The sequence below is a fragment of the Desulfovibrio sp. genome (assembly GCF_019422935.1).
Classification (GTDB): Bacteria; Desulfobacterota; Desulfovibrionia; order Desulfovibrionales; family Desulfovibrionaceae; genus Desulfovibrio.
Genome location: NZ_JAHZCJ010000012.1, coordinates 77,137 through 95,322, shown reverse-complemented (window position 1 = coordinate 95,322; position 18,186 = coordinate 77,137). Strand labels below are relative to the sequence as shown.

The window sequence follows — 18,186 nt, the reverse complement described above, 5'->3', positions numbered from 1 at the left end:
TCCCCTGTACTGGAAGGTTACGCTGGCCTGAAATAATCATTTGAGCATCTATCTGGTGCTGAGAATACATCTGAAAGGGTTTGTGGGCCGATATGTATTTTGTGGGGATTGTTTACGTTTAACGCTTGGAGTCGTGTGATGAAAAAAATTTGCCTTGCATTGTTTGTCAGTTGCTTTGTCATTGCATTCACGCTCAGCCAGTCGGCCAACGCCGCTACAGAGCTGAAGCACTGGCCCGCCCCTGTGAAAGAACAGCTCGACAAGGTGATTGAAAAAAATGCCAATCAGGGCAACTTTGCCGTTTTTGACATGGACAACACGAGCTACCGCTATGATCTGGAAGAATCCCTGCTGGCCTACATGGAAATGAAGGGCGCGCTCTCACGCGAAAAGCTGCCCCAGGAACTGCGTCTCATTCCCTTCAAGGATACCAAGGACTTCAAGGAAGGTCTGGTCAGCTACTACTACCGCCTGTGCGAGACCGAAGACCTCATCTGCTACCCCTGGGTTGCGCAGGTTTTTGCTGGCGTTACGCTTAAGGAACTCAAGGGCCATGTGGACGGCCTCATGGAATACAAAAAACCCCTCAAGGCCAAGTATTACAGCGGCGACACCGTGAAAGAAGCCAGCATCAACCCGCCCAAGCCCTTTACCGGCATGCAGGAACTGTACGCCAAGCTGATGGAAAACGGCATCAACGTGTATGTTATGACAGCCGCCAGTGAAGAACTGGTGCGCATGGTGGCCAGCGACCCCAAGTACGGCTACAACGTAAAGCCTGAAAACGTCATTGGCGTCACCATGCTGCTCAAGGATCCCGCCAGCGGCGCCCTGACCACCTCGCGCCTCCAGATCGAAAAGGGCCAGTACGACCAGAAAAAGAACCTCGACATGCTGCTCACCACCCACCTCATGAATCCCATGACCTGGTACGAAGGCAAGATGGGCACTATCCTCGGCTACATCGACCAGTGGAAAAAGCCCATCATCGTGGGCGGCGACACGCCCATTTCTGACGGCTACATGCTGCTGAACGGCGTGGATGTGGAAAAGGGCGGCGCGCGCGTGTGGATCAACCGCAAAGACAGCGCCATGAAGAAGATGGAAGACATGTGGACCAAGGCCGCTGCCCGCCAGAAGGAACTGGGCCAGCCAGTCACCGCCGATAAAAACTGGCTTGTGGTCAAGCCCGAAGAAATTCAGTAGCCCGAACGCGCTGGCGGTCCCGCCGCCTGACGCAGTGATCTGACATTCAGCGGGATATTCCGCCAGATATTCCGCGCAACCTGTCCCGCATCCCTACCCCCCAAAAAGTGAGGCCCACACGAAATGGTTCGTGTGGGCCTCATGATTTTGCCTGCTAAGCTGTGATCCGTATGCGCTTACTCGGCCCGGAAGGTCAGCTTGTCGTCTGTGGCGTTCACAGTGACGCACTGACCATCGCGGATTTTGCCGCCCACCAGCTCCTTGGCAAGCGGGGTTTCCACAGCCTGCTGCACGTAGCGCTTGAGGGGCCGCGCGCCGTACACAGGGTCGTAACCTGCATCGCCAATAAACTTGCGGGCCGCATCCGTAAGCTCAAGCCTGATCTTGCGGTCTTCAAGCCGCTTGCGCAGCCGGTTGACCTGAAGATCCACAATGCGGGCAATCTGGTCGCGCCGCAGGGGCAGAAAGACCACGGTTTCGTCCACGCGGTTGAGGAATTCGGGGCGGAAGTGCGCCCGCAAATCCTCCATGACCCTTTCCCTCGCGCCTTCCTTCAGCGAGCCGTCGGCGGAGATGCCGTCCAGCAGGTGCATGGAGCCGATGTTGGAGGTCATGATGACTATGCAGTTGCGAAAGTCCACCGTGCGTCCCTGGCTATCCGTAAGGCGTCCATCGTCCAGCAGTTGCAGCAGGGTGTTGAACACGTCGGGGTGCGCCTTTTCAATCTCGTCAAACAGGATGACGGAGTAGGGCTTGCGGCGCACTGCCTCGGTAAGCTGACCGCCTTCGTCATAGCCCACGTATCCTGGAGGCGCGCCGATGAGCCGCGACACGGAGTGCTTCTCCATGTATTCGCTCATGTCGAGCCGCACCATGTTGTCTTCCGTATCAAAGAGCGCCTCGGCCAAAGCCTTGGAAAGCTCGGTCTTGCCTACACCCGTGGGGCCAAGGAAGATGAACGAGCCTGTGGGCCGCGCCGGGTCGGAAAGCCCCGCGCGGGCGCGCAGCACGGCATCGGCCACTGCTGTAACGGCCTCGTCCTGACCCACCACGCGCTCGTGCAGCTGGTCGCCCAGGCGCAGAAGTTTTTCGCGTTCGGATTCAAGCAGGCGCGTTACCGGAATGCCCGTCCACTTGCCCACAATTTCGGCCACATCGTCGGGGCGCACTTCTTCCTTGAGCAGACGCGGGCCTTCGTGTTCCGAACCAGCGCCGGAAGCGGAGGCCAGCTTCTTTTCCAGCTCAAGCAGTTTGGAGTACTTGAGCTCGGCGGCCTTGTTGAGGTCGTAGGCGCGCTCGGCCTGCTCAATGGCAAGCTTGGTCTGCTCGATCTGCTCTTTGATTTCGCGCACATGGTCGATGGAGCCTTTTTCGCTCTCCCACTGTTTGCGCATGTTGGCCTGCTGGGCGCGCAGGTCAGCCAGTTCGTTCTCAAGCTTTTCAAGGCGCTCGCGCGAGGCGGCATCTGTTTCGCGGCGCAGGGCTTCGCGCTCGATTTCGAGCTGCATGACCTTACGGTTCACTTCGTCCAGATCAGCGGGCAACGAGTCGATCTCTGTGCGGATCATGGCTGCGGCCTCGTCAATGAGGTCAATGGCCTTGTCCGGCAACTGGCGGTCGGTGATATAGCGGTGCGAAAGCACCACCGCTTCAACAATTGCCGAGTCGCTGATGCGCACGCCGTGGTGCACCTCGAAGCGTTCCTTCAACCCGCGCAGGATGGAGATGGCGTCCTCCACCGTGGGTTCTTCAACCATGACGGGCTGGAAGCGGCGTTCCAGAGCCGGGTCTTTTTCAATATATTTGCGGTACTCGTCCACCGTGGTTGCGCCGATGCAGTGCAGCTCGCCGCGGGCCAGCATGGGCTTGAGCAGATTGCCCGCGTCCATGGCACCTTCGGTCTTGCCCGCGCCCACGATGGTGTGCAGTTCGTCGATGAACAGAATGATCTGCCCCTCGCTCTTTTCCACCTCGTTGAGCACGGCCTTGAGGCGTTCCTCGAACTCGCCACGGTATTTTGCGCCTGCAATGAGCGCGCCCATATCAAGAGCAAAGAGCTTGCGGCCCTTGAGGCCCTCCGGCACGTCTCCCTTGACGATGCGGAAGGCCAGACCTTCCACGATGGCGGTTTTGCCAACGCCCGCCTCGCCTATGAGCACCGGGTTGTTTTTGGTGCGGCGCGAGAGAATGCGGATAACGCGGCGGATTTCGGAATCGCGGCCAATGACCGGGTCCATCTTGCCCTGACGGGCTGCCTCCACAAGATCGCGGGCATACTTGGTCAGCGCTTCAAATGTGTCTTCTGGGGTGGCGCTGGTCACGCGCGCGCCGCCGCGCAGCTCTTCCATGGCTGCCACAAAACGGGCGCGGGCGATCTTGTATTCCTTGAAAACTTCGCCAAGGGGCGAGGAGGGCGCAACATCGGTAAGCGCGGCAAACAGATGGTCAACGCTTACGTATTCGTCCTTCATGCGGTTGGCTTCGTTCTGCGCATCGCCCAGAATTTTTGCCAGCCGTTGGGTAATCATGATCTTGTTGGGGTCCATGCCGCCGCCGGAAACAGAAGGCCGCTTGCGCAACGCGCCCTCGATGGCAACGCTGAGGGCCTTGGGCTGCACGCCCATCTGTTCCAGAATGCGGGGCACAATGCCGTTTTCCTGCTGCACGAGGGCCAGGGCCAGATGCTCGGCATCCGTCTCCTGATGGCCCATGCCCGCGGCAATGCTCTGGGCCTGACCCACAGCCTCGCGGGCTTTATCCGTAAATTTGTTGATGTCCATAAGCTTCCTCCACACGCGCCCGCGCTGCGGCGGGCAAAATTTTGTTATTTCTGGCCGGGAGGCTGCATGCTCTCAAACCGGCTATTCGTCTTCAAAATGCTGCAGGCGTTGCACCCTGCGTTCCAGAGAATCTATGCGCTCCAGAAGATCCACAATAATAGTGCCGCCGAGCACGGGCAGCTCAAAGTCGCAACAGATGCGCTCAAGCTTGCGTACACGGTAGATGTCTACATCGCGAAAAAGGAAATCCTGCGCCGCGCTGGTGCGGGCTTCAATCCAGCCAAGGCCCATCAGTTCCTGAAGCCGCTCCGGCGCAATGCCTGTGGCTTCAATGAATTCCTGCCAGACCATGACCGTTGAAGGCACGGGCAGTGAAGGTTTTTTCGGGGTCATGCTCATTTGTGTCCTCCACCAGTAACCGTATCGGTTGCCGCCTGCGGCGGCGCCGCTGGAATATGCATGCAAACCCTGCGCAGCCCCGGGGGTGTCCGCTGGCGGCTGCCTGATTGTTCCCTACGCGCGGGCCTTGAATGTTGATGTCTCGGCCAGCTTGTTCCACAGATCGCGTTCTTCGTCCGTGATCTGGGCGGGAACCCGAATCATGATCTTTGCCAGCAGGTCGCCCCGCTTGTCGCCAGCGCCCAGGCCCTTGCCGCGCAGGCGGAACTTGCGCCCGGAGCTGGAGCCTGCGGGAATCTGCATTTCTACGCTGCCTTCAAGGGTAGGCACTTCAACCCGCGCGCCCAGGGCTGCTTCCCACGGGGCCAGGGTCAGATCGCATTGCAGGTTGTCTCCGTCCACCTTGAAAACATGGTGGGGCAGATAGCGCACCCGCAAAAAGAGGTCGCCCGGCGTGCCGCCCGGCGCAGGGTCGCCCTGCCCGGCGAGGCGCAGTTTTGCCCCCTCGCGGATGCCGGCGGGCACATTGACCTCAAGGGTCTTTGAACCTGCGGGCATGTTGATGGACACGGAGCGCGGGCCGCCGCGCAGCACTTCTTCAAGGCTCAGGGCCAGCTCCGCTTCCACATCGCGACCACGCCGCTGACGGGACGAAAATCCGCCAAAGGGATCAGGGCCGAAATTGGCCCCGCGCCCGCCACCTTGTCCGCCCATCTGGCCGCCAAAGGGGCCGCCAAACTGAGCGCCGCCACCATACTGGCCACCGCCGCCAAACAGGGTTTCAAAAAAGTCTGAAAAGCCCGAACCGTCAAAATTTTTGCCGTTGAACGTGAAATGCACATTCTCAAAGCCCGGTTCGCCCTGAAACTGCTGGCCGTGCTGCCAGTTGGGGCCAAGCTGGTCGTACAGTTTGCGCTTTTCCGGGTCTTTGAGCACTTCATAGGCTTCGTTGATTTCCTTAAACTTCTCCTCTGCCTGCTTGTCGCCGGGATTGAGGTCAGGGTGGTATTTGCGGGCCAGCTTTTTGTAAGCCTTGGAGACCTCCTCGGCTTTCGCTGCGCGTTCTACTCCCAGAAGTTTGTAATAATCCTTGTACGATACTGCCATGATGCGTGCTCCCCGTCGGGTCGTTTCCTTGACGTGCGTCCAGAATACACCTGTTCGCAACGCCTGCCCATAAAAAGTAATATCGGGCCGCGCATCGTCAATAGGCAAATGCCGTGTTTTTGTCTGGCATTACGCGGGGCTTTCCATAAATAACAACAAAAGTCCCCTGCCGCCCGAAAGGGGACGGCAGGAGCTTATAGGCATGGCAGTGATAGGTGCCCTACGGCAGCAGCGGGCCGCGTGAACCGATAGTGTAAAAGTTGCGGCCCACGCGGGAGGCTCCGTTGAGCAGGGTGCTGCTCAGCCCCAGATAGTCCGTTTCGGCGCGCGAGCCAGCAAAGTCGGCCTTGGATGCAGATTCCGCCGCCTGGTTGCGCAGGCTCCAGGCCTGCATGTCTTGGGCGTGTGCTCTGCTTTGTCCCTGCTGCTCGGCAGAGAGGGCGTCCAGTTCGCCTCTTTCTGCGGTGTCGAGGGTTTTATCCAGCGTGGAGCCTGCATCGGTCTGCGCTCCTGATGCCCCGGCCTGAGCGCGTTGCGCGCCGATGATGCGGGCCGCCTCCTGCCGTTTGGCCTGCGCCGCTTCGTAGCCTGCGCGGCGTTCCTGCCGGGCGGCCTCGTCTGCCGCCTGTGCGCTCAGTTCCGCCTGCTGGGCGTTGCGGGCCGCAAGGTCGGACTGGTATTCCGTCTGCTGGCGGCGGGTTTCTGCCTGCTGCACGGCGCTCACGGTTCCGGCTGCTGCCCCGGCGAGGGCCACGGCGGCGCTGATCATGGCGGCGGTGCTGGTTGCTATGGCCATTAGCTGTCCTCCTCGATAGTTCCTGCGGCCTTGGCTGGCGCTGTCGGCAGGGGTTTGTGCCAGATGGTCTCCGTGGGCTGCGCCCCAAGGCGGCGGTAGAGCGCATGGCAGGGGCGGGATACCGGCGAACTGTACTGCACAAGGCTCACGCCGCGCGCGGCAAGGGCCGACTCCGCGTGGCGCAGCAGGCGCAGGGCAAACAGGCCGCCACGTGCCTCAGGGGCAAGATACAGCCCGTCCAGAGCCGCCAGCATGGTTTGCGGGCAATGTGGGCAGGCCACCAGGGTAAAGGCGGCGTAGCCCGCCAGTGGAGCGCTGGAAGTATCGGAGGGCGCGCCTTGGTCGGCCTCGGGCAAACCGCGTGCGGCGCTGATGTGCAGCATGCCCAGCCGTTCAAGACTGGCATAGCGCTCATGGTCAAGGCGGTAATGCTGTGCGCCGTGCAGGGAGGCTTCCACCTCATCCCAGTGGGCGGCAGCGAGTTGTTCCGCTTCTGCGGATAGTTGCGAAAATGTTTCTGTTGCTATGGTCAGCATGGATTGCTCCTGCCGTGTCAGGCAAAGGTTATGTCCAGCGTGAGCGCAAGAAGGCGAAAGGGCAGGGGACGCCGCTGCACCAGCCAGATGCTCGTTTGGTTGTCCCAACCGCCGCTGGGAGCGCACGTGATATCGCCAGAAAAGGGCTGCACGGCCTCGCCCCAGTGCTCCGGCATGAAGGGCAGGTCGTACAGTTCGTTGCGGCTGGGGCCGTATTGCCCTCCCACGCTGCGATACAGGCGCAGCGAGCAGGAACCGTAAGCCCGCCCTTGCGCCAGGGTCGTGCCGGAATTGAAGTCGCCCTCCACCGGCAGGGGGGAGAGCACGGATGCATACGGCAAGCCCGCCTGCACTACCGAGGCCGCGTAGGGCAGCTCTATGCGGCCATTACGCACCACGCAGCCCTCCACAGGGCTGCCGTCCGCCAGTACGGAAAGCGCGCAGCCTTCCAGATGGTCCAGACCTTCCACGGTTGAAGCTGGCGTATCAGTGCGGATGGCAAGGCCGCAATCCACAAAATAGGCTTCGGCAATGGGCTGGCTGTCGCTCCAGAGCGGGGCCAGCCGCTCGAGAAAATAGCGCGTCCGGCCTGCAATGGTGCGGCGCACCACAAGGGCCAGCGCGTCGCCGTCCTGATCCGCCACTGTTGCGGCAGAAATAACCTCGCCGTCTGTCACATGGCGCGACCAACCCCAGATGTCGTGCTCCTTCATGTAGGTAAAAGCCAGCAGCAGGCCATCATCGCGCACGCACCAGATGGTTGAGCCGGGGGTCTGCTGATAGGCCCACTGTTTGATGGTGTGCCCCTCAAACAGGTGCGGCGCAAGAATGGATAAGTCGTTGCCAGAATAGCCGTCTTTTTCCAGCGAATAGAAAAGATCGCGCACTCGCGAGCCGTGGCGCTGCACATGCAGCACTGAGTTGCCGATGATGATGGGCGCAAGCCCCGCGCTGCCCCAGTATGATTGGGCAGTGATACTGACCTTCTGGGGCGTGATGGCTGATCCATCGCCGCCGCTGGCCTTGTATTCGCTGCCGGAGGTGCCCACCAGAAGATCACCGAAGCTGGCAACCCAGGTTACGGAGTCTATGGAACCGGAGGCGATGAGGTATTCCACCGGGTCGTCATCCTGCAAGGGGCGCGACTTGCGGAAGGATTCAAAATCGCCCGTGCGCGACATGTAAAACGCCTGCGGCGTGCCGGGGGTGGCGGCAAGCACCATACGCTGCTGGTGAAAGGCCACCACGCCGGGATTGTTGTTGTCCGCAAATGGATTCCAGTCTTCGCGAGGCGTGTCAGTGGTGTCGGCCTTGTAGTTCTGGTCGCTGAAGCTGGTGCCGGAGGCTACGCCAATAAAGCCGAAGTAGCCCGCTTCCTCGCGGTAAACGTTGTATTCCGCAGCGTCCTGAATGGCAGGCCAGCTTATGGTTGTGCTGTTGCCCACCACCCAGTCGGAGGGGTGCCGCGCTCCGGTGCACTCCCCGGCAGGAGAAGCTAGGGACTGCCTGCCGTTGGCATCCACCGCCGCCACCTTGTAGCGCAGGGTGTAGGAACCGCTGCTGCCAGTAAAGGCCAGCGTGGGTGCGGCGGGGGCGGGCAGGGATGTGTTCAGCTTCACCTGTTCCAGGCTCCAGGTATAGTTTCCATCCGCCGCGTCGCGTCGCACTATTTTGTGCAGCGGATATTTCTGGTGGGCCAGATAGACCACATCGCCAACCTGCGCGTGGCAGACAGAAAGCAGGTCTTCCGCCGCATAGGGGGTCGCCATGGCAGGTGCCGTGGTGAATCCGGCAACTGTAGCAACGCGCAGGGTTTTTTCGCCAAAAACCAGAAGGAAATTCTGGCTCGGATGCGCGCTGAAGGTGAATGGGAGCAACACGGAATACGCCCCAAGCTCAGCCAGAAAGCGGGTGCCGGGCCGCCGGGCCACATCGCCGTGCAGGCCGGGGAGCATGTTTTCCATGCAGGCAACGCAGTTGCGGTAACGGGAAAGGTCATACCGGGCCGAGAGCGTGGGCGATATTTCGCCGCCGGTAAAGTTTTGCAGGGCTATGCGCATGACTGGCCCGTCTGCAAAATCCCAGGAGCATCGGGCCAGGGGGTAGCTTCTCCGCCACCATCCCACGGCGCGTCGGGCTGTTCGGGCAGGGCGCGCAGGGCGGCCCGGTATGCCTTGATCTGTGCCAGATCATCCTCGTTGATGGGGTAGTCGGCCAACAGATACTTGTCCGTAGCGGCAAGCCGCATATCACGGGAGGCACGCAAGGCTTCAAAGATTGCTTTCGCAGGCCGTGGCGGTTCTTCCCCGGCCTTATACGGCCTGCCGTCCCAGCCGCGCACCACCTCATAATCCACCCGGGTACTGCCGGGGAATGGCTGCGCGTCCCACATCTCAATATCGCCAGCGGTATTGCACAGTATATGGCAAGGCATCAGTTGCCTCCTTCTGTAATAACAAAGTGCATATACATTGCGCTTAGTGAGCTATAACTGGCCCACACTACGTCCCCCTTGCGTACTGGTACCATTATCCCCAGTGATTGCCCCGGCCCAGAAGACCAGTCGAGGATATCTACCACATAGTTAGCTGTGGACAAGCGTATGTACTGTCCTGCGGCTGTGGATACACCAGCAAGCTTGAACCAACCTGCGGATGGTGCTGGTACTGTGTACCCCCCAGAAGCGGGAACGGCCACCGCCACCACCCTTTGGCTGGGCATGGCGTAGTCCGCCACCTTGGCGGAGCCTGCTGGCGTCAGGTTATCCATATCCAGGTTGGCCTTGCCCGCCAGACCTGCCATGTAATTTGACCAGTCGAACACGCTGGCACGGTTCTGCGCAGATGCCAGAACCACAAAATGCCGCAGGCGTACCTGTTCATCGGTGACTGTGGTGGAGTTGCCGTAGATAGCACTACTTCGTGACAAGTCCACGGACACTACAGAGGCCTCCCCACCCCCACCTGCAAATCTGGTAGTTTCGCTTACCTGCGCAAAAATTCCAGAATGAACACTATAGTTCGTGCCGGAATCACGCCCAAAGATATAACCCAAGGTACCCGTTGCGTTAGGCAACCCGGCTTTGACGCTCTTACCCAGCTCTGTGGAACTGGCGGCATGCGTGATGGAATCGCCGTTTTTCAGCAGCGGCACCTTGAACTTTTGGGCTGTGGTGTCCACTGCGAATTTGGCGCAGTTGCCCGTCAATGCCACCTGGGCGGCGAAGGCGGCGTATGTGCAGGTGAGCAGTTTGCCGCCAGCAAGATACGTGTCGTAAAACTCCCTGAACTGCTCCCGCGTGTATTCCGCGCCGTCAGCGGGAACAGTGCCGTTGGGCACGTAGCCCTCTGCCGCCATCACACTCATAACGCTACCGATCAGGGTAGTGCTGATGGCGGTGATACCTTGCTCCGCAGCATCCATCCGCGCATCCTGCCGGGTGTTTTTTGCTTCCGCATCTGCCATGCGGCTGAGCAAGTTGTCCGGCACGGCCTGTTGCGCCGCATATGCGGCAGTTTGGGCAGTATAGGCGCTTGCCGCTGCAATATCAGCCTGTGCAGTGGCGGCGCTCACGCTTGCTTCTGCCGCTTCGGCCACCGTTTGAGCGGCTGTGGCTGCGCTCGCCACTGCGGCAGCGGCAGAATGCTCGGCGGCGGTGGCATTTTGGGCTGCTGCGTCACGGCTGGCATAGATGGATGCAACCACTTCTTCCGGCGATTTATCGCTGGTGGCAGGCATAATGACGGCGCGCGCGAGTTTTTCGTTCAGTTGCTGAAGTTCCGCAGTGGCCTGATCCAGCCCGTCTTCTATGACCTGCGGATCAAAGCGTGAGGCAGATATGAGGTCTATGCCCTGCGCAAAGGGCATGTTGCGTACTATGGCAAGCCGCCAGCCTGCGGGCAGGGGCGCTCCATTGTGCAGATAGGTCACGGTGCCGCCGCTTTCGCCGATGCTGGCTGTCCAGCCCTGAGCAGGAGAGGTCTCTCCCTTGGGTGATGTGATGCTGATGTTAAGCTGGTCTGTGCTCCAGACCTTGAAGGCAAAGGGAAAGGCCGTTGCTGCGCCATTTCCTTCATACACGGCGCGGCTGGGGCTGTAGGGCAGGGTCATGCCTCGCTCCTTGCTGGTTTTACAGTGATTGCGGGTGCACTCAGCGCACGGCAAGCCAGGGGTCTTCCACAGGGCGGTCACTGCGTTCAGACGCGGCGGCGCTACGGGCCGGGGGCAGGCTTGCGGCATAGAGCTGCTCCAGCTCGGCTGCCTTCTGGCTGCTGCCTTTAAGCAATGGGGCAGCTATGAGAGCCGCCAGCTTGCGGGCCAGCATATGCGCGAAGAGGTCATCAAAAAGGCGACTGTTGCGCACATCTTCCGTGTACAGGGCAAGGGCACGCGCCGCATCGGTGAGCAGCAGCGAGCCATCGCCCGCAGCATTCTGCGCAAGGCAGAAGGGCCGGGCCGTAATGCCCTCGTGGCGCACCTCGTGCACCTTGAGGCAGTCATCGGGCAGGGCGTAGGCAAAACGGAATTCCGGCGCGTAACCTTCGGGCAGCGGCACAAGGGCCATCCATGTTCTGCGCTGGGCAAAGCTCCAGGGAAAATCGCGCAGCACCTGCCGCCGGGCGGAATCCCAATACAGGCGGCATTGCAGGGCCTCTGGCGTATTTTCCTGCTCCGAGGCAACACTGCGCGTCCCCAGAAAGCCCAGCGCGCGGTTCCACACGCTTATCTGGCTGATGGTCATGGCAGTTCCTGTGATGAAGTGGAGAAAAAGCCTCCGGCCTGCCCCGCAGGGGGCCGGAGGCTGTAGACTGACGGGCTGTGTTTTAGCCAGCCATGATGGCAGGTTCGTAGGGCAGGTCTTCCTCCCGCGTGAGGGCGGCAAAGATGCGACCCTTGCTCACGGTTTTGCCGTCAACAGGCGTGACGGCAAAGGTCAGACGCAGCCAGCTCTTGCGGACGCCCTGGGGCAAAAAGCGCAGGTAGGGGCGTGCACCAAGGCCAAGGCCGGGAGATTCCACCGGGTTGGGCACTGTCACCGAAGCACCAGAAACGGCAGCCCATGGGCCGTCGGCCTGATCCGCCTCTTCCATGCAGATGCTGAGGCTCTGCGTTTCATCCGGGGCAAAGGCCTCGGTAACAGAAAGCCGCAGGGGGATTGGTTCCATGCGCCCCGGAAGCTTCAGGCCGGTAAGGGCCACCGGTTGTCCCGTGGCGTTGGCGGTAAGGGGGCCTTCAAAAAAAACGGAGTTGCGGTCGATGATAGCCATGGAAACTCCTTTGGCATGAGAGTGGAAGAACGGCAAAAATGCGGATTGCGGCGTGGAAGCCCCGGCAAGGGCTTCCACTCGTTTACAAAGGATTGTGATTAGGCCACCACGCCTTCGCTGGAGAGCACGGCATCACACTGACGCACGGGGCGGCCATGCAGCACCGGCACGGCCTTGGAGTCAAAGAACTCGCCGTACTGCAACTGCACGTTGCCCGCATCGGAATTTTGCAACTCAAGGGCCGTGAGCACATCGGCATTGGCGTACCACACGGCCTTCTGGCGCAAGTGCTGGGGCATGAGGTTCTTGGCCTCGATGGTCAACTTTTGCATATCCACAAAGCCGCTCTGCCCCTTGCGCTTGCCGAGAGAGGCCACGGGCAGGTTGGCGATGCGCACGATGCCGCGCCAGTCGCGCACAGCAAGGCCGCAGCGCCAGTTGTATTTGTCGCCCACCACCTGATATTTGCGGCCGTCCGGGTCCTGAGCCATGTAGGTTTTGAGGTCTTCGTGCGAGAGGCCGCCGTTGCTCTCCTTGGGGTAGACGCCATGCACCGACTGCGCGCCCCAAGAGACAAGCCACAGGGAGGTGCAGCCGTTCTCGTCGCGCCCGCCCGCATCGAGCACGTTTTTGGCGTCCAGCGCGGGATAGCGCATGGCAAGGCCGTTGAATTCATCAGGATTCAGATTGCTGTTGCCGTAAAAGAGGGTGGTGGCCACTTTCTGGCGCATGGCTTCGGCAAAGGCCACGCCTTCGCTCATGCGAAAGGCTTTGTCGCGGCTGCCGTAGAGGCGCAGTTCTTCCACGTCCAGTTCCATGATGGCTTCAAGGATACCGCAACCTTCCTTGACCTGGCTCCACTGCGACTTGGAGGGCGGCGTGCCCTGATACAGCCTGCGCCAGTAAACTTCGGGCAGCCCGGTGCGGATGCGGGTGAGGTGGCCGTCGCTCTGGTTGGATTCCATCCAGAGCACATCGTCCATGATGTCGTTGGTTTTGTTCATCAGTTCGATGATCTGCCCGGCCTTGTCGCCACGGTAGAACTGTTCCATCTCGGCCAGGGACACCACCAAACCCATGGAATTAGCCATAATACCCTCGTCTGTTTGCAGGTTGCTCAAGAAATTTTGTTGCTGTGCTGTGCAATTTGCAGGGGCGAGATCAGATACTTCCGCTGCGCGAACTCCAGCCCGCGTACATGCGCTCTTCAAGCGGCGGCATGGAGCCGCCAGCCTGTCCCTGCACCAGCCCGTCCTCCATGAGGGCATCGGCAAGGCGGTTGAAAAAGCGCAGCACGTCAGGGTTGTTGCCGTAGCCGGTCTGTTCCAGCAGTTGGCCGATGCGCTTGCTTTCATCAAACCGGTCAAGGGCAAGCTGGGCGCGGGCAACAGTGGCGGGCAGGTTTGCACCGCCTATCTGCGGGTCTTCCGTGGCCTCCTTGCGCCATTTGTTGACCTGTTCCTGCCACTGGAGGCGCTGGCCTGCCTCATGTTCGCGCAAGCGTTGGGCATAGGGGGCGGCCTGCGGATCTGCCTGCGAATTGACCTGTTCATTCGCTCGAGCGGGATTTTCCGCTCCAGCGGCAGCCTGTGGCGTTGAGGCGGCAGGGGCGGCACCGCCGGTTTCTCCATTGCTCTGATCTGCGCCGGAAAAGCCGGTAGCAGAGGAAAAGGCGTTTTCCGCAGGGGAGGAAGCCTCAGAAGGTGTCGAGATCATGAGCGTCGTTCTCCTTGGTTTGCAGCAACCGGGGCAAATGTCCGGGGTTTGCCTGTTGCATGAGGCGCATAAGGCGCATGCCGATCATGCGTTGGCCTTCGGCGTAGAAAAGGCGAGAGCTTTGGCAGGATTCGGGCGCATTGCCCACATCCTCGGCACTGAAGTTGCGGCACAGATGCAGCAGCCAGCGCAGCAATACGCGCCCGTGAGGTTGAGCCATCAGTCCGTCCACTGCGGCCCGCATGGCCGCATCGAACGTCTGGGCGCGGTTGGCTGTATGCTGCTGCGCCTTTTGTTTTGTTTGGTCCTGCTGCTCCGCCTGTTCGTATGGGGCAAAAACATCCATCAACAATATTCCTCCGGCTTTGCGCCCTTGGGTTCGTTACGTTGCCCCGCCTGTCCTGTTGCCTGTGCCTTTTTCGTATGTTCAGCGCGGGCCAGGCCGCCCGGCAGGGCGTTTCGTAGCAGACGCGCGATGCCGTCCAGCACGCTGCCCTGTTTGCCGTCAGGGCCGGAAAGCGGGCTTTGCGAGAGCTGACGCACCATATCCACCCCCTTGCCAAGGGCCTCTGTGAGAACCTGCGTCTGGGCGGCATCAGCCCTGGCGGCCCTCAACTGCTGGCGTTCCTCCGGCGGGCGCGTGAGGCTCACGGGCAGGCCCAGACTTTCCGCATAATTGTCGAGCAGGTGATCCACATTGAGGGTGTCCAGGGCTTCGGGCCATGCGCTGGAAGCCTTGAGGGTCAGGGCCATGTACTGGTCTGCCGCATTGATGCCCACCAGCTTCTGGGCTTGCGCCAGCAGGGATACAAACTCCACGCGCAGGCGGCGGCCCGCCAGCTCGGGCGGGCAGGGGGGCAGCATGTCCAGCTCGCGCATGCACTCGAAGGTGCGGTCCATGAGCGGGATGAACAGCTCATCGTGCAGGCGTTCCAGCACCGGGCCAACGAGCACCAGTTTTTCCTCCTCCCGCGCCGCGATTTCGCTGGCTGTCACGCCGCTGCGACCATCAAGGATGAGCTTGAACAGATCGTTATACAGCCCCTTGCGGATCTGATCCTGAACCGACTCCATGGCTTTGCGCGCCGTGGCGAGGTCGGGGTTTATCTGCAACAGGGGCGTTGCCGCCTGTGGGCTTTGACCCGGAGCGCTGTCCACGTAGTTGACGCCGCCAGGGGTGAGATCAAGCCCCACGGAGCGCAGGCCCGCAGCCACGCTCATGGGCGGGTCAACCGCCTTGTGGATGGCCTTGAGCGTGGTGACGCCCATCTGTTGCAGCATGCGGCAGTCGGGCAGGGCGTCCATGGCGGGCGAGCGCCCGTACACATCGTTGCCAGCCACATCCCAGCGCGGGCCAAAGCCCGGGAAGGAGCGAAAGCCCGAAACCTTGAGTGCATGGCGGTTGCCGTCGCGCCCTTCCAGCCAGTAGACGGATGCCACGGGCATGCGGCTTGCGTCTGCCAGCCCGTGCTGCGTGTTTTCACGCGGGTATACTGCCTGAATGACGTTGCGCCGCTCCTCGGGATTGCGGCGCGCCGCCTCGCGCAGAGTTTCGGGCAAGGCCGAGGGGCCGAATGCCTGAACGATCTGGCGCAGGGTCATGGCGCTGCGGCGAAACACCGTATCCACCCGCCGCGCTGCATCGCAGTCCAGCGCATATTCCCCCGCGCAAAGGGGGATAAAGCGGAAGCCGTGCTGCGGGTCGGCCAGCTCAAACACAAAGGCCGTGCCAAAGGTGCCCAGTTCGCCATACATGGTGTGCATGGCATTGTAGAAGTTTGACCGCTGAAACACGGTGCGCATCCGGTTGGCGACTTCGTCCAGCCATGCCTGACCGGGACGGCTGCGGGCCAGATCGGCATCGTCAAGGCTCAGCCGAAACCACGGCCGTGCCGGGCTGGTGAGGCCGCCCTGAAGGCCCGCCGCAAGCGTGCGCATGGCCAGAATGCCGGTGGCGTCCACAAGCCCCCGGTTGAGCATGGGGCCTTCTTCCGCCGCGTCCACCTGCGGATTGAGGCGGCAGCGCGTGGGCAGAAAGTGATCCGCCAGGCTTTGCCATGCCGCATCCCACGGTGCGCGGCGGCGCAGCAAGGCATCATGCCGCCGGGAAAGGGCCTGCACGTCCACAGCATATTGCGCAGAGCTCTGCGCGGAACTCAGGGGCGCTGACTGCCCCGCAGGTGCAATGCCGTTCTGGATGTGTGCGGTCACGCTACTGCCCCAGCAGGGTTTTGCGCGTTGCGTCCGCGCGGTTGAGCGGGCTGGTGTACACAGAGCCGTTGATGCCCGCCGCCTTGGCGGCCTTGTCTTTCTGGTTCTGGCGCGCCGCAGTGGCGGCCTCGGTTACGGGTTTTTCCACTTCCTGCTTGGGAACGGGCGCAACTGCGGGTACATCGGGCGTGCCGCCTCCTCCAAATCCCATGACGTGCTCCTTATGTTTAATGATTGCCGTTTGTTGATGCTGTATGATTGCTGACAAGTCCTGCGGTGTGCAGAGCACCAGTACGCCGTCCACCCATGTATTTTTGCGGGTATGCAGGCATGCGCCGGGCAAGCGCCCGAGCACGCGGAATCCGCAGGCTTCGGCCAGTCTCCATGCATGGCGGTTGGGGGCCGGGCAAAGCCCCATGACGGCGGAACAGTCGAGGTTTGCAAAAGCCCAGCTCAAGCCCCCGTGTGCCATGGGCACTGCCAGCCGCGCCCATTGACGAAAGGTGGTGAAATCAAACTCCCACACCCGCCCCCTGCGGGGACTGAACATGGCGCAGGCCAGCAATGGGGCCGGGGTGGACGCGTAAGCAGAGGCGGCTTCCGGCGGCGGGCCGTAACAGCCCAGCAAAACGCCTCTTTCCGGCGCGGTGATTGTCTGCCACTGGGCCAGCGTGGGCTTGAGCAGAGAACTCATGGCGCTGGCTGTGAGGCCTTCGGCTTCCATGTGTTCAAAAACGTCATCGCGGGCGTGTTGATCCACAATGGGGGCGTATGTAAAGCGCATCAGCGTCCTCCAAAAAAATCGTAGTCGGTGCGGGCGCGGCGCGCGCCAGAGGCTGTTTCCTGCTGCGGGCGAAAGCCCGTGACGGCGTAGCGCAGGGCATCTGCCGCGTGGCTTGCCCAGTCGTGCAAGGGGCCTGAGCCTGCCTGCGCGACCTGCGAGCTTTGCCCGGAGCCAGCCTTCCAGCGCCGTCTGTAGGCCCGCAGGGCCTTTACGCCCTGGGCGCAGGCCGCCGCATCAAACCAGAAGCGCGGCAACTGGCGGCGCAGGGCGTCTATGCCGTCAGCCAACGAGAGAGCCGGGGCCAGGGTAAAACGTATGCCCAGTTGGGCGGCGCTTTCCCAGCGGCTCAGCCCGGTGCCCAGTTCGCGCACACGGATGTCATGCGGGGCGATGTGGCTACCATAAACAAATCCACGTCCGGCAATGGTTCCATCTGGGAGATTGGGGGCCGTTGATTCCGCCGTTTCGGCAGGGCGGGCCTTGGCGGCCAGCACCTGCGCATAGTGCGCCAGCCCCTCGCCGGAAGCTTCGTAATAGTCGAGGATGCGCCAGCAGCCTGATGGCTCCACCTGAAAAAACCAGATGGCCGTGGCGTCATCCATGCCCAGATCCCAGGCTGTATGCACGGGAAGCTCCGGCGCGTGGGGCAAGGGGCGGATGCGCCCCTCGCGTTCTGCTGTATCCAGCAGGGGCGCGTAGTAAGCACCGCGCACCGCCGCTGCAAAAGAGCACTCGAATTCCTGAAGATACTCGGCCTCGTCCATACCCCGGCGCGCCGCTGCCAGCTCCTGCTGCGGCAGGTAGCCGGTTTCTGAGGCGGGAAAGCGGAAGCGCGACCAGATGCCTTCTTCATCAGCGCCTGCCTGCTGCCATACGTCATAGAGCAGGTTGTCCGTGCCTTGAGGCGTGCCGCAGAAAAGCGCGCGGCCCTGACGGTCGGCCAGCATGGGGCGCAACACCTGCGTCCACACCTCGCGAGGCATGTCTGCCGGTTCGTCCAGCACCAGATCATCAAGATACAGGCCGCGCAGGGCTTGCGCGTTTTCCGTTCCCAGCAGACGGATGCGGCCCCCGGTGGGCAGCACGCAGACAAGCTCGCTTTCCAGAAATCGCGTACCGGGCACGGCCCCGGCAAACTGCTTGCAGTAGTCCCAGGCCACGGCCTTGGCCTGCCCAAGAAAGGGCGCGGCATAGGCTGCCCGCCAGTCGTGCCTGCCCACGCGCAATGCCTGGCGCACCAGGTCATTGACCGCCGCCACTGTTTTGCCGAAGCGCCTGTGGCAGAGCAGCACGCAGAAGCGGGTTCGCTCCTCGTGAAAGCGCCACTGCAAAGGGCGAGGGCAATAGGGGATGACATGGGGCGCAGGCTGGGACATGGAAAATA

General features: G+C 61.6%; 17 protein-coding genes. 1 reads left to right on the top strand and 16 read right to left on the bottom strand.

What is annotated here, in order from left to right; translation table 11 throughout:
- The first annotated feature begins 138 nt into the window (after positions 1-138).
- Positions 139-1,206, top strand: coding sequence for a hypothetical protein (locus QZ383_RS13990; protein ID WP_291446340.1), 1,068 nt, complete (start codon positions 139-141; stop codon positions 1,204-1,206).
- Positions 1,207-1,382: 176 nt separating this feature from the next.
- Here QZ383_RS13990 and clpB read toward each other — a convergent pair whose 3' ends face one another.
- From clpB to QZ383_RS13910, 16 genes are all read right to left on the bottom strand, one after another.
- Positions 1,383-3,986 carry an ATP-dependent chaperone ClpB gene (gene clpB / locus QZ383_RS13985; RefSeq protein WP_291446338.1) on the bottom strand — a complete coding sequence of 868 codons (2,604 nt, stop codon included), beginning with the start codon at positions 3,984-3,986 and terminating at the stop codon, positions 1,383-1,385.
- A gap of 81 nt (positions 3,987-4,067) precedes the next feature.
- Positions 4,068-4,385 carry a chaperone modulator CbpM gene (locus QZ383_RS13980; protein WP_192113666.1) on the bottom strand — a complete coding sequence of 106 codons (318 nt, stop codon included), beginning with the start codon at positions 4,383-4,385 and terminating at the stop codon, positions 4,068-4,070.
- A gap of 114 nt (positions 4,386-4,499) precedes the next feature.
- The gene (locus QZ383_RS13975) at positions 4,500-5,492 is read right to left on the bottom strand and encodes a J domain-containing protein (protein WP_291446336.1); all 993 of its coding nucleotides are present in this window, start codon (positions 5,490-5,492) and stop codon (positions 4,500-4,502) included.
- A 220-nt stretch (positions 5,493-5,712) separates the two neighbouring features.
- Positions 5,713-6,288 carry a hypothetical protein gene (locus tag QZ383_RS13970; RefSeq protein ID WP_291446334.1) on the bottom strand — a complete coding sequence of 192 codons (576 nt, stop codon included), beginning with the start codon at positions 6,286-6,288 and terminating at the stop codon, positions 5,713-5,715.
- A complete protein-coding gene (locus QZ383_RS13965) occupies positions 6,288-6,824 on the bottom strand; it encodes a GNAT family N-acetyltransferase (protein WP_291446332.1) in 537 nt (178 codons plus the stop codon). The genes QZ383_RS13970 and QZ383_RS13965 overlap by 1 nt, the downstream gene beginning before the upstream one ends.
- Before the next feature lie 17 nt (positions 6,825-6,841).
- Positions 6,842-8,884 (bottom strand): hypothetical protein, encoded by a 2,043-nt coding sequence (locus QZ383_RS13960; RefSeq protein ID WP_291446330.1) that lies wholly within the window; start codon positions 8,882-8,884, stop codon positions 6,842-6,844.
- Entirely contained in the window at positions 8,875-9,258 is a 384-nt protein-coding gene (locus tag QZ383_RS13955) for a tail fiber assembly protein (RefSeq protein ID WP_291446328.1), read from the bottom strand. The genes QZ383_RS13960 and QZ383_RS13955 overlap by 10 nt, the downstream gene beginning before the upstream one ends.
- Complete coding sequence (locus QZ383_RS13950; protein ID WP_291446326.1) at positions 9,258-10,934, bottom strand: hypothetical protein; 1,677 nt, start codon at positions 10,932-10,934, stop codon at positions 9,258-9,260. Before QZ383_RS13950 ends, QZ383_RS13955 begins: the two co-directional genes overlap by 1 nt.
- 40 nt (positions 10,935-10,974) lie before the next feature.
- Positions 10,975-11,565 (bottom strand): hypothetical protein, encoded by a 591-nt coding sequence (locus QZ383_RS13945; protein WP_240824040.1) that lies wholly within the window; start codon positions 11,563-11,565, stop codon positions 10,975-10,977.
- 82 nt (positions 11,566-11,647) lie between these two features.
- Positions 11,648-12,091 (bottom strand): hypothetical protein, encoded by a 444-nt coding sequence (locus QZ383_RS13940; RefSeq protein ID WP_291446324.1) that lies wholly within the window; start codon positions 12,089-12,091, stop codon positions 11,648-11,650.
- Between the two features lie 98 nt (positions 12,092-12,189).
- Positions 12,190-13,182 carry a major capsid protein gene (locus QZ383_RS13935; protein WP_291446322.1) on the bottom strand — a complete coding sequence of 331 codons (993 nt, stop codon included), beginning with the start codon at positions 13,180-13,182 and terminating at the stop codon, positions 12,190-12,192.
- A gap of 70 nt (positions 13,183-13,252) precedes the next feature.
- On the bottom strand, positions 13,253-13,807 hold the full coding sequence (locus QZ383_RS13930; protein WP_291446320.1) for a hypothetical protein: 555 nt from the start codon (positions 13,805-13,807) through the stop codon (positions 13,253-13,255).
- On the bottom strand, positions 13,788-14,153 hold the full coding sequence (locus QZ383_RS13925) for a hypothetical protein (RefSeq protein ID WP_291446318.1): 366 nt from the start codon (positions 14,151-14,153) through the stop codon (positions 13,788-13,790). The genes QZ383_RS13930 and QZ383_RS13925 overlap by 20 nt, the downstream gene beginning before the upstream one ends.
- Positions 14,153-16,018, bottom strand: a complete 1,866-nt coding sequence (locus tag QZ383_RS13920) for a portal protein (protein ID WP_291446316.1) — start codon at positions 16,016-16,018, stop codon at positions 14,153-14,155. The genes QZ383_RS13925 and QZ383_RS13920 overlap by 1 nt, the downstream gene beginning before the upstream one ends.
- Before the next feature lies 1 nt (position 16,019).
- On the bottom strand, positions 16,020-16,802 hold the full coding sequence (locus QZ383_RS13915) for a GNAT family protein (RefSeq protein ID WP_291446314.1): 783 nt from the start codon (positions 16,800-16,802) through the stop codon (positions 16,020-16,022).
- On the bottom strand, positions 16,802-18,178 hold the full coding sequence (locus QZ383_RS13910) for a terminase family protein (RefSeq protein ID WP_291446313.1): 1,377 nt from the start codon (positions 18,176-18,178) through the stop codon (positions 16,802-16,804). Before QZ383_RS13910 ends, QZ383_RS13915 begins: the two co-directional genes overlap by 1 nt.
- Positions 18,179-18,186: the final 8 nt, after the last annotated feature.